Origin of the sequence: Spirosoma spitsbergense DSM 19989 (genome assembly GCF_000374085.1) — a bacterium.
Classification (GTDB): Bacteria; Bacteroidota; Bacteroidia; order Cytophagales; family Spirosomataceae; genus Spirosoma; species Spirosoma spitsbergense.
Map to the genome: position 1 here is coordinate 22,728 of NZ_KB893387.1, position 11,385 is coordinate 34,112.

The 11,385-nt window shown below is 50.6% G+C and carries 16 protein-coding genes and 1 riboswitch; of the genes, 9 read left to right on the top strand and 7 right to left on the bottom strand.

Translation table 11 applies throughout. From position 1 onward, the window contains the following. Positions 1-49 precede the first annotated feature (49 nt). A complete protein-coding gene (locus B157_RS0100080; RefSeq protein WP_026308374.1) occupies positions 50-1,612 on the top strand; it encodes a GH3 family acyl-acid amido synthetase in 1,563 nt (520 codons plus the stop codon). 48 nt (positions 1,613-1,660) lie between these two features. Here the strand turns inward: B157_RS0100080 and B157_RS0100085 are convergent, their stop codons facing one another. Beyond that, on the bottom strand, positions 1,661-2,299 hold the full coding sequence (locus tag B157_RS0100085) for a LysE family translocator (RefSeq protein ID WP_020601329.1): 639 nt from the start codon (positions 2,297-2,299) through the stop codon (positions 1,661-1,663). Between the two features lie 102 nt (positions 2,300-2,401). Then, the gene (locus tag B157_RS0100090) at positions 2,402-2,950 is read right to left on the bottom strand and encodes an NUDIX domain-containing protein (protein ID WP_020601330.1); all 549 of its coding nucleotides are present in this window, start codon (positions 2,948-2,950) and stop codon (positions 2,402-2,404) included. Between the two features lie 73 nt (positions 2,951-3,023). Between B157_RS0100090 and B157_RS0100095 the strand changes: the two genes are divergently transcribed. Next, positions 3,024-4,037, top strand: a complete 1,014-nt coding sequence (locus tag B157_RS0100095) for a cation diffusion facilitator family transporter (RefSeq protein ID WP_020601331.1) — start codon at positions 3,024-3,026, stop codon at positions 4,035-4,037. A gap of 11 nt (positions 4,038-4,048) precedes the next feature. Here the strand turns inward: B157_RS0100095 and B157_RS0100100 are convergent, their stop codons facing one another. Further along, positions 4,049-4,885 (bottom strand): fumarylacetoacetate hydrolase family protein, encoded by an 837-nt coding sequence (locus B157_RS0100100; RefSeq protein WP_026308375.1) that lies wholly within the window; start codon positions 4,883-4,885, stop codon positions 4,049-4,051. Positions 4,886-4,993: 108 nt separating this feature from the next. On the opposite strand from B157_RS0100100, the gene B157_RS0100105 reads away from it, so the two are divergent. From B157_RS0100105 to B157_RS0100130, 6 genes are all read left to right on the top strand, one after another. Next, positions 4,994-5,323, top strand: a complete 330-nt coding sequence (locus B157_RS0100105) for an ArsR/SmtB family transcription factor (protein WP_020601333.1) — start codon at positions 4,994-4,996, stop codon at positions 5,321-5,323. Between the two features lie 57 nt (positions 5,324-5,380). Next, entirely contained in the window at positions 5,381-6,322 is a 942-nt protein-coding gene (locus tag B157_RS0100110; protein ID WP_020601334.1) for an arsenite methyltransferase, read from the top strand. 47 nt (positions 6,323-6,369) lie between these two features. Further along, positions 6,370-6,810 (top strand): arsenic resistance N-acetyltransferase ArsN2, encoded by a 441-nt coding sequence (gene arsN2, locus B157_RS0100115; protein ID WP_020601335.1) that lies wholly within the window; start codon positions 6,370-6,372, stop codon positions 6,808-6,810. An 11-nt stretch (positions 6,811-6,821) separates the two neighbouring features. Further along, positions 6,822-6,971 (top strand): hypothetical protein, encoded by a 150-nt coding sequence (locus B157_RS37925; RefSeq protein WP_020601336.1) that lies wholly within the window; start codon positions 6,822-6,824, stop codon positions 6,969-6,971. 76 nt (positions 6,972-7,047) lie between these two features. After that, on the top strand, positions 7,048-7,740 hold the full coding sequence (gene recO / locus B157_RS0100125) for a DNA repair protein RecO (RefSeq protein WP_020601337.1): 693 nt from the start codon (positions 7,048-7,050) through the stop codon (positions 7,738-7,740). A gap of 82 nt (positions 7,741-7,822) precedes the next feature. Beyond that, positions 7,823-8,284, top strand: coding sequence for a hypothetical protein (locus B157_RS0100130; RefSeq protein ID WP_020601338.1), 462 nt, complete (start codon positions 7,823-7,825; stop codon positions 8,282-8,284). Between the two features lie 82 nt (positions 8,285-8,366). Here B157_RS0100130 and B157_RS0100135 read toward each other — a convergent pair whose 3' ends face one another. From B157_RS0100135 to B157_RS0100150, 4 genes are all read right to left on the bottom strand, one after another. Continuing rightward, positions 8,367-8,672 (bottom strand): hypothetical protein, encoded by a 306-nt coding sequence (locus B157_RS0100135; protein ID WP_020601339.1) that lies wholly within the window; start codon positions 8,670-8,672, stop codon positions 8,367-8,369. A gap of 55 nt (positions 8,673-8,727) precedes the next feature. Continuing rightward, the gene (locus B157_RS0100140; protein WP_020601340.1) at positions 8,728-9,465 is read right to left on the bottom strand and encodes a DUF4386 domain-containing protein; all 738 of its coding nucleotides are present in this window, start codon (positions 9,463-9,465) and stop codon (positions 8,728-8,730) included. Positions 9,466-9,484: 19 nt separating this feature from the next. Further along, the gene (locus tag B157_RS0100145; protein ID WP_020601341.1) at positions 9,485-9,934 is read right to left on the bottom strand and encodes a hypothetical protein; all 450 of its coding nucleotides are present in this window, start codon (positions 9,932-9,934) and stop codon (positions 9,485-9,487) included. Positions 9,935-10,059: 125 nt separating this feature from the next. Beyond that, positions 10,060-10,623 carry a Crp/Fnr family transcriptional regulator gene (locus B157_RS0100150; protein ID WP_020601342.1) on the bottom strand — a complete coding sequence of 188 codons (564 nt, stop codon included), beginning with the start codon at positions 10,621-10,623 and terminating at the stop codon, positions 10,060-10,062. Positions 10,624-10,963: 340 nt separating this feature from the next. Continuing rightward, a riboswitch (TPP riboswitch) is annotated at positions 10,964-11,055 on the top strand. Positions 11,056-11,179: 124 nt separating this feature from the next. Here B157_RS0100150 and thiS point away from each other — a divergent pair. Next, positions 11,180-11,383 (top strand): sulfur carrier protein ThiS, encoded by a 204-nt coding sequence (thiS, locus tag B157_RS0100155; RefSeq protein ID WP_020601343.1) that lies wholly within the window; start codon positions 11,180-11,182, stop codon positions 11,381-11,383. Positions 11,384-11,385: the final 2 nt, after the last annotated feature.

The following is an 11,385-nucleotide window of genomic DNA, read 5'->3' on the forward strand; positions in this document are numbered from 1 at the left end:
CGAGTAACTTATTCATTGTACATTATCCATTGTTCATTCTCTAAAAACTATGGCTCTTTTAGGAAACATGCTTAAAAGTGGCATTCGCCTGACGAATGTCGTCCGGTTGCGAACGGCTACCCCCTTCCGGCAGCAACGGAAAGCCTTTCGGAAATTAGTCCGGAAAGCACAGTTCACGAAATTTGGGGAAGCCTATCGTTTTGAGGAGTTACTCCGGTCGGCCGAGTTTGGCCCTACCCGCGAGTTCTACGAAAAGTATAAACAGTACGTGCCGGTCCATGACTACAATAAGATGTTCGATGGCTGGTGGCACCGGACGCTGGCCGACGAAAAAAACGTAACCTGGCCGGGTAAAGTGAAGTATTTTGCCCTGAGCTCGGGCACGTCGGAGGCAGCCACCAAATACATTCCCGTTACCCGGGCAATGACCAAAGCCATCAAACGGACGGGTGTCCGGCAGATTCTGACGCTTGGCCGGTACCAGAACCTACCCCCAACCTTGTACGAGAAGGGTTGCCTGATGCTGGGGGGCAGTACCCAGTTGAACCGGCGGGAAGGCCACTTTGAAGGCGACCTCAGCGGGATTACGGCGGCTAAAATTCCCATCTGGTTCGAGCGGTTTTATAAGCCGGGCCGGAATATTGCCCAGGAACGCGACTGGGCCCTGAAACTGGACGAAATAACGGAGCAGGCAGGGCAGTGGGACATTGGGTACGTGGTGGGCGTACCCGCCTGGATTCAGTTGCTGATGGAAAAGATCATTGCCCGCTACAACGTCAAAACCATTCACGACGTATGGCCTAACCTGATGGTTTTCTGTCATGGTGGCGTTTCGTTTGAACCGTATAAAGCGGGTTTCTCCAAACTCCTGGCGCACCCTATTACCTACATCGAGACCTATCTGGCGTCGGAAGGGTTTATTGCGTACCAGACGCATCCGGATGCGCATGGCATGCAGCTGGTGCTCAACAACGGGCTGTTTTTTGAGTTTATCCCCTTCAACGAACAGAACTTTTCGCCCGATGGCGAACTGGTGGAAAAGCCCAAAACGCTCATGATTGATGAAGTAGAGGAGGGTAAAGAATACGCCCTGCTCATTTCGACCTGCTCCGGTGCCTGGCGCTATTTAATTGGTGACACCATCCGGTTTATCGATACGAAACGGGCCGAAATCGTCATTACGGGCCGCACCAAGCACTTTTTGAGCCTTTGTGGTGAACACCTGTCGGTGGATAATATGAACAAAGCCATCGAAACCGTAGCCGATGCGTTGGGTGTTTCGGTGAGGGAGTTTACGGTGGCGGGTGTAACACACGATACGCTGTTTGCGCACCACTGGTACATTGGTACCGATGATGTCGTGGATGCAGAAACGTTTCGCAATCAGCTCGATGCCAGGCTGAAAGTGCTCAACGACGATTATGCCGTGGAGCGTAAACACGCCCTCAAAGATATCAGCGTGACGGTGCTACCCACCAAAACGTTTTACGACTGGATGGCCTCAAAAGGAAAGATGGGCGGTCAGCACAAATTTCCCCGCGTTTTGAAAAAGGACCTGGTGAAGGAGTGGGAGGAGTTTCTTGATTCAAAAAGTGAAAGAGCGAAAGAATGAAAGAATATGCTTCAGCTATTCGTTCGTTCTTTCTTCCGCTATTGTATCCTACCAGTTCAGCGCTTTCTGGAGCGGTTCGAGCAATCGGGAATAGGTAATGTTGGCGGCTCCGATGAGGAAAATAACGCCGGTAGTGCGGTTGAATATTTTGACGACGCGGGGTGTAAAGAGCCGTTTGAGCCGGTTGGCGTAATAAGCCAGGGCCGTTTCGGTGGCAAATACCCCTACCAGGGCGGCAATCATGAACCCGTATTGCTGGGCATCGGAGTAGTGCAGATGCGAGCGAATATACGCCACAATGGCTACCCAGGCCACGAAATTGACCGGATTGAGCGCGTTCAGAAAAAAGCCGGTAGTGAAGTAATACACGAAATTACCCAGTCGGGTTGTGGGATACGCCAGCCGGGGCGTTCCTTTCAGAATATTGACCAGGCCGAGGGCAATCAGAAAAACAACCCCCACTACCGCCATCAGATTTTCGAACCACTGCGCCTTTGGGATAAAGGACGTTCCCAGTAAAGCCGCTATAACAAACAGAATATCGCCGATAATAACGCCAAAAACGATTTTCATCCCCGACCGAAATCCGTTGTCGACACTATTCTGAATCAGGGCAAAAAAAACCGTCCCGAACGTCAGGCAAAGGGCGGCACCCAATAAGAAACCAAGGAGAATGGGAAGAAACAAAGCTTGTTGATGGTTGAAGTTTACTGTTTGTAGTTACTTGTTGCGTCAGCCAATCTTGCGATAGCCAACTATAAATAGCAAACTACAAACGATAAACAGAGTTTAAATTCCCCGCAACCGGGCAACGATTAACAGGCCGCTTACGCTGAGCGAATCGGTAATCTGACTGCTCATCACCATGCGTATTGCTTCGGCTAGCGGGAGTTTCCAGATACGCAGGTCTTCGGTTTCTTCCGGGGCGTGTTGCCCCTGTTGTAAGTCTTCGGCAATGTATAAAAAACCTTCCTCATCGGTAGCCGAGTTGGACGTATGGATTCGGGCAATCCTGGTCCATTTGCCGGCTTCGAGCCCCGTTTCTTCTTTCAGTTCGCGCCGGGCCGATTCCAGCGGGTCTGTACCGAGCGGAGAACCTCCTTCCGGAATTTCCCACGAATATTCATTGAGCGGATACCGGTACTGGCCGACGAGATAGGTATTCCCATCGGCATCGATCGGGATTACGCCTACCGCTTTGTTCTTAAAACTAACTACGCCGTAGATGCCGGGTGTGCCGGCGGGTGTTATCACCTCTTCGTGCCGGATGGCTAACCAGGGATTTTCGTAGGTAACCGACGATTGGAGCGTTTGCCAGGGGTTTTCAGTCGAGTTCATGCGGACGAAAGTACAAACATTCCCGCTACGAATGGTTAACTTTGCTTAAACTAACCGTCAGCAGCTACACTTCATGAGTGCCAGTCAACAAACAAAATACCGCTGGATGGGCATCTCACTGGGATTGAGCATCGTTCTGCTGATTCTTAAATTCACAGCCTATTTCCTGACCTATTCAACGGCCATTCTGACGGATGCGGTCGAATCCATCGTCAACGTAATTGCCAGTGGATTTGCGTTTTACAGCATCTATCTGGCCAATTTGCCCGCCGATCAGAACCACCCTTACGGACACGGGAAAATTGAATTTTTATCGGCGGGGTTCGAAGGGTCAATGATTCTGTCGGCGGGGCTGGTGATCATGTGGCAGGCTATTCTTAGTTTTTTCGAACCGAAATCGCTTACTCACCTCGACTGGGGTATCGCCCTGGTGGGGCTTACGGCCATCGCCAACGCCTTTGTGGGCTGGATGCTCATCCGAACGGGCCGGCAAGCCGACTCTGCCGCGCTGTCTGCCGATGGCAAACACCTGCTCACCGATACGTTTAGCAGTATAGTCGTCATAATTGGGGTTGGGCTGGTAGCGCTGACGGGTAAAGGATGGATTGACAGCGCACTGTCGGTCGTGCTGGCCATCGCGATTATTTACAATGGATTTATGATTACCCGTCAATCGGTGGCCCGGCTCATGGACGAAACCGATGTGCCAACGCTTCATCGGGTGGTCAATTTGCTCAACGTTCATCGGGACCCTAACTGGATTGACGTTCATAACCTGCGCGTTCAGAAATACGGTGCCGACCTGCACATCGACTGCCACCTGACCCTGCCCTACTATTGGGAACTGACGCAGGTACACAACGAAGTCCACCACTTTGAAAATACGCTGAAAGCAGGGTTTCGGGGGGAAGTGGAAATCTTTGTACACACCGACCCCTGTATCAGCGAGTGCTGCCACTACTGCCGGGTAGCCAACTGCCCCGTGCGGGCCTTCGCCTTCGTAGGCTATGTTGACTGGACGGCCGAAAATTTGCCCCTGAATCAGAAGCATTTCGTGCCGCTGGTGGCCCCCCCGTCCCCGAATTAGGTGTATTTCACTTACTCGACGACATTGGTCAGGGTACCGATACCATCAATTGTGATGCTTACTTCATCGCCGGAACGGAGCGTAAAATCATCACCGGGTACAATGCCGGTGCCAGTCATCAGGTAGCAGCCGTTCGGAAATGAACACTCACGATAGAGATACTCAACCAGTTCGGTATGCTGCCGTTTCATCTGATTGATGGCAATGCTATTGGTGAAAACGGCCTGCTCATTTCGCACAATTTTCAGTCGAATCTGGGTTTCCGGGGTTATAGGGACTTCGGGAACGTACAGGCAGGGACCTAAAGCCGCGCTGCCGTCGTATGATTTGGCCTGGGGTAAATACAATGGATTTTCGCCTTCGATACTCCGCGAACTCATGTCGTTGCCACAGGTGTACCCCACAATTTTGCCGGACGAACTGATGAAAAGCGTTAGCTCCGGTTCCGGTACGTCCCAGGTTGAGTCGGCGCGGATACGGACATTACCGCCCGGATCCACTACACGTTCGGCGGTAGCTTTGAAGAACAGTTCAGGCCGTTCGGCATCGTACACGCGGTCGTAAAAGTTATCGCCACCCGATTTCTTCGATTCTTCCATCCGGGCATTGCGGCTGCGCAGGTATGTAACGCCCGACGCCCACACCTCCTGTCGGCCAATGGGGGCCAGCAAACCCGTTTGTGTCCAGGCCTGATAGTCATCGCCGGGTGTGGCGGTGGTGATTAATTCCTGTAGATAAACGTGCAGATCATCGCGGTTAATCAGCGTGTCCCAATCGGTGACGGGCACGGCATAAAACTGATTTTGGGATTCAATAACGAAGCCAGAGCGGGTTTTGTAAAGTTTCATGGAGAAAAATAGTGTACAATCAACAAAGATTTCTTGCATTAGACTTTACTCTATCGTAATATTGCGATGTATTAATGTCGGCCCACTCATCATGGGCCTGTAACCAATATGGGATTAGCGAAAACCGACTTGTTTACCAATCAGCAGAACCGCGTGGCAGAACTGGCCAAAGCCTTTGCCCATCCGGCCAGGGTGGCTATTTTGCAATTGCTGGCCGACAGGAAAGCCTGTGTCTGCGGTGACCTGGTAGACGAACTGCCCTTAGCGCAGGCCACGGTATCGCAGCATCTAAAAGAACTAAAACGCATTGGCATCATTAAAGGCGATATTGACCCGCCCCGCGTGTGCTATTGCATCAATGAACCGGTTTGGGACGAAGCCCGGCAGTTATTTGGGCAGGTACTGGATACATTTATGGTAGGCCAGGGCTGCTGCTGAATCTATTTTTTTGTCATTACCAATCGTAATAATACGATGGATTAAACCAAGTCAATTATGAACACATCCGAAGAACTCAAGGAACTAGTACGCCAGAAATACGGCGAAATAGCGCAGGCCGAAAACGCTCAGGGTGTAGTAGTGGATTGCTGTGGTCCCGCTACTGCCGGAGTATCCACTCCGGGACCATCCAGTCCCGGCGCTACCAGTTGTTGCGGGCCAGCCGTTACCGATGCTTCTTACAGCATTTTGATGAATGACGAATACACGTCAGTAGAGGGGTATGCGGTGGAAGCCGATTTGGGTTTAGGCTGCGGCCTGCCTACGCAATTTGCCCACATAAAGCCGGGTGATGTGGTTGTTGACCTTGGCTCCGGTGCGGGTAACGATTGTTTTGTGGCCCGTGCCGAAACCGGAGAGACGGGCCGGGTAATTGGACTAGACATGACTCCTGCCATGATAGACCGCGCCCGGAAAAATGCCAGAACGCTGGGCTATACCAACGTGGAATTTGTGTATGGCGACATCGAAGACATGCCCCTGCCTGAATCGCTGGCCGATGTGGTCGTGAGTAATTGTGTTATGAATCTCGTACCCGACAAGCTGAAAGCGTTCACTGAAACCTACCGGATTCTGAAACCGGGGGGGCATTTCAGCATGTCGGATATTGTGCTGGCCGGCGATTTACCCGATGGATTACAGCGCGATGCCGAATTATATGCAGGTTGTGTTTCGGGGGCGATTCCGCAACAGGATTACCTCCGTCTGGTGGCCGAAGCCGGTTTTACGGATGTACTGGTTCAAAAGCGGAAAGAAATCAATTTGCCCGATCAGCTTTTGCTCAATTACCTCAGCCCGGACGCGTTGCAACAGTACAAAAGCAGCCCGGAACAAGGTATTTTCAGCATTACGGTGTATGCCGAGAAACCCGGCACCGCGCAGCCAAAACCCTGTTGTGAAGCCTCTGCCGGTCAGGAAGCCGGTGCTGCCTGCTGCTGATTGTATGCTCTTTTTACTCATACATGTATCGAATTATAAGCACGTTTATGGCTATAACAATTCAACCCGCCCGCCCGGAACAACTGCCTGAGTTAGTGCAGTTGCTAACCAAAAATCAATTACCAGTCGAGGATTTGCCCGTCGATTTGCCCAATTTCTGGCTAGCCCTTGATGGCGAAAAACTCGTAGGTTCCGTTGGGTTTGAAATCTACAATACTGTTGGACTGTTACGCTCGCTAAGCGTGGACGAAACCTATCGGAACCAGGCTATTGCCCGCCAGTTGTGCGACCGGGCGTTTGACGAAGCGAAAAAACAAGCCGTCAGTACCGTATACCTGATCACGACCACCGCCGATCGGTATTTTCAACGGCTGGGCTTTTCGCTGGTAGACCGGTCTACTGTGCCCGATGCCATCATGAAAACCAGCCAGTTCAGTAGCTTGTGTCCCTCATCGGCTACTGTGATGAAACAAACGTATTCGGTATAAAACGAATTTTAGTGCTTTGCACGGGTAATCGCGACGGCGACCCGGCCGACCCGCAGCCAGATGGCACATGGGTATTTGCGGTTATGAACAACTACCGCCGTATCCGCGGCCAGATTAAAGCGTTTAGTCAGGCATTTGCTGCACAGAATGTGCTGATTTGAGTAGGTTGCCAGTCGGTTTTAACGGCTAAAAACCGTATCTTGTAGGATGCTTGCGAAAAGCAGGCATCGTATCATAATGCTCCATAAAACCAGAGGAATCGCCCTTAGTTACATCCGCTACCGCGAAACCTCCATCATCGCCCGCATCTATACCGAAGAGTTCGGTCTGCAAAGCTACATTGTCAATAGCGTACGGACGGCCCGCAGCAAAAACAACCGGATTGCGCTGTTTCAGCCGCTTACATTGCTGGAAATGGTCGTGTACAACAAACCCGACCGGGATTTGCACCGGCTATCGGAAATAAAGACCAGTGCCCCGTTTCAAAGCCTTCCCTTCGAGGTGTCCAAGTCGACCATTGCGATGTTCGTGACGGAGTTTCTGAACAAGGTATTGAAAGAAGAAGCCAGTAGCCCCGTGCTCTTTCGTTTTCTGGTCGAATCGGTCCTGTTTCTGGAAGAGGCCCGACTGAACTACGAGAATTTTCATATTGCTTTCCTGCTGAAGCTATCGTTTTTTCTGGGCTTCGGTCCGGAGTCGGCCCGCGAGTTCGAGAGTCAGCTCCGCGAAAATGCGTATCCTTTTTTGCCTGATAACGAGATGGATACGGCCCTGAACATCATGCTTCGGCAACCATTGGGAACCCCCGTTAAACTAAGCCGGGCCGCCCGAAACGAGCTGCTCGATGCCCTGGTAGCCTATTACCATATTCATATCGATTCGCTCGGTGAAGTGAAGTCACTACCCGTGTTGCGGGAGGTGTTAGGGTAGGAGGGGGGAACTTGACCGTCCGGTAGTTTAGTGGAAACCAATCTGGTGCGCATCTTTACAGAAAAAACGAACTTCATGGCTTATGAAACGACCAATTACGTTTGTGCTGATCAGTACATTATTCTGTGCCTGTGGGAGAGAAACGACCAAAAATGATGGCGGAGAATTATCCGAATCGCTCGTTGGAACCTGGAAACTACTATCGGGGACATTGATTGAAAAAGGGGATACATCGGTAACGGATTACACGAAAAATAGCTCCTTTATCAAAATCATTAACGGTTCTCATTTTGCTTTTTTAAAACATGGGGTGAATAAAGACTCGGCGGCTAATTATGATTCAGGAGGGGGTAAGTACACCCTCAGGGATAGTTCGTATACCGAGCATCTGGAGTACTGTAACGAGCGGGAATGGGAAGGCCATGACTTTACCTTTACCGTTTCTCTGAAAAATGATACCCTTATTCAACGGGGTATCGAGAAAGTGGAAAAGGCGGGTATCGACCGGATGAATATCGAGAAATATGTGCGGCTGAAAAATTGACAGCGCAGGCTGCTCGTAAAACACAACAACGCCGGGTTCCCAGGAACCCGGCGTTGTTGTGTTCGTGTGTGCCTAATAAAGACTATTCGTTGGCAGCTTCGATAGCAGCCTGGGCTTCCAGTGCTTCAATAGCCGATTTGTTTTTCTCGGCGTAACTGTCGCGCTGCTCCTCAAAGTGAGTAAAAATGTTGGATACTGCATCAACATTTTCGGCTACTTTGCTATGCATCTCGCCAAGGTTCTTCTCCAGAAACTTGTCGTTCAACCCGTTCATGTTGTCTACTTCTATCTTACCAATCTTCTCAATCAGGGCTGTTTGACTATTTTGCAGGTCTTCCAGTTCACGAACAATCTTGTTCATCAACTCAAACTTTTGTAGCTTATCCATTGTGCTTTTTATTAAGTACTGGATTAATAACTCATGAGGGGCCAAATGGTTTGATTTACGCTGCGTGGTAAAGGTCAATGTCATTACGCAGGGGAAGTCGTAAAAAACATAAGCCCACTATGATTAACCATACTAACCAGCCCGTACTACCCAGTAAACCGGCTAGTTCCCAGACCGGGAAACCAGGAATTACCGTAGCAAACAACTCACCCTGCGCCAGTAGATATACAGCCGATGCTGCATACCCAACGTAGCTTACCCAGCGCGGAAACAGGTTTAGTCGCGCAAAAACAGCCGATAACAGCACCGTGTATAGAATGGTGAACAATTGACCGAGGTGCTCACCCAGCACAACGCCCCCGTATTGATGAACAGCAGTAAACACTACTTCAATGGCCCGACGGGTAGCCGGGTCGGGGGTGGTTACGTAGTTCATCGCCAGCACCGGGACCACAAATGTCCAGCGCAGCAAACCGATAATTTGAACCAGACCGGAAACAACGCCCAGCGTCGTAGCCCACCGAACGGTAGTATTCTGTTGATCAAGCTGTTGTCCGATGAGTACGTAAGCCTGAAGTAGTGGCAGGCCGCCCAGAGAAAATACCCACCAGGTAACAATCAATGCACTGCCTCCCTGGTGAAAACGTGTCAATACAACAGCGGGGGTTTGCCGCAGAATATCGGGATAATCGAAATTGATGGTTAGTGCCGTATACGGAACCATCACTAGTACCACGCCGACAATAAGCAGCCAGCCAATAAGCCGGGATGAGGGCTTTACGAACGGTTCCATAGTTTTCTGAGGATGAGATTTACCAGTGAAACGAGTAGCTGATACCGGGCGTCGGGTTGATTTGGATGTCTTTCCCGTCACTTGCCAGCGCTATTACGCCTAAACGCAGGTTCAGCCCGCGCCAGACCATCCAGCGAAAACCCGCTTCGGCTGCCCCCGCATTCTCCTGCTCATAGTCCCGGTTCAGGCCGCGCAGGTACGACACGGATGCGTAAAATGAGGAAGGATTTTCACGGCGGCCAATGGGTAAAAACCAGTAGGTTAATCCCGTTTTGGCAAACTGCGTCGTTACGTTCGGGGTAAAGTTTGTAATGTAGTACCCGGCGTGGACCGAAACGTGGCTCCGGCGGTACTCCAGCCCAATGGAGGGGTTCCGGAAGCCATTGATACTAATCTCATTACGCGGGAAGCGTTGGGCAGTAGCCACGGTACTTATCAGTAGCAGGGTTGCCAGTGTTACTGTCTTCATATCGTCTGTCTGTTAGTTGATTGACGATACAAAGTTGGTTGGTCAGGTAGACCAATCTGGTAGACAAATGTCTAAATCGTTCGGCGCCTTATTCTTATTTGTCGCATTGCGCAATGGTCAGTCAATCATCGGATCTGGCCCCTGATGCGGCTCAGATGGCGGGGTGTAACGCCGAGGATAGACGCCAGGTAGTGTAGCGGTACTTCCTGCAATAGATGTGGTTCTTCTTTGATTAATTTCTGATACCGCTGTTCGGCGCTGAGTGTCAGTAGGTTGTAGCGGCTCTCTTCAATGCAATTGATCTGGTCTTCGAGCATACCCACATAAAACACGTCGAACGGGGGCAAATCCTGCCGCAGTTGTGAGAAGGCCGGTTTGTCAATCACCCAGATAATACTGTCCGTCAGGGCGCGGATGGACTCACGGGCTGGCTGGAGTTTTAGAAAACTGCCCAGTGAGATCAAAAAATCAGTCGGGCCAGCGGTGTACGTCGTTATTTCCTCGCCATCCCGGTCGCAGAAAAATTGAAACAGCCCCCGTTCCACAAAGGCCAGTCGGTCGCTGATTCGACCTGCCTCTACGAATAAACCGCCCTTATTCAGCGTCTGACGGTGAAACTGGCTGATAACCAAACGTTGCTGGCTGGCGTCGAAACCACTTTCGTTCAGGAATGCGCGTAGTTTGTCCATAAATGGTCGGTGATGCTTTTAGTTAGTGAGGTTCTTACGTAAAATGTCGGACTTTGGAGTCCGGCGTTTTACGTAAGCTCGTAGAGCAGGAAAGGTTTCAAACCAACCTCGAAGCTGGGTGATCTTGGTATCTAAGCGATAGCCTGTTGTTGGTGGTGGAAGGTTGGACGCCTAAAATTACGCTACGAAAACAGACGTTAAACCCTCAAATCATAAATTGCTGACCTTTATTCATCTTTATGAATAAAGGTCAGAGCATAACCCGTATATCCTTCCTGAAATAATAAGGCCCATCATCTGGATTGCTAAAAATTCGTTTCTACATTTGTCTTGCTGAAAGGCAAAGCTTTAGGGGTGCCCAACCGGGCTGAGAGATCACCCTTTGAACCTGAACAGGATAATACCTGCGGAGGGAAAAGCGAGAATACTGGCTTGATAAGAATTTTGTGCGGTCTCCTGACCGCCTTATCGGCGCTACTCGTTTTTTACCCGCTTTCCTTATTCGTCCGGTTCGTTCCCCTACGCTTGTGTGTTTGGCGCTACTATGCACAAGACCATGAACGTATCTGTTAATAACCAATCCGTAGAAACGGGGGAATCAACTTCCCTCGGGTGTCTACTGACGGAATTAGCCCTTGCCGATAAAAAAGGCATTGCGGTAGCCGTCAACAACGCTATTGTTCCCCGCACCAGCTGGGAGCAGTTTGCCTTATCCGGAAACGAAAAAATTACGATTCTACAAGCTACCCAGGGAGGATAATC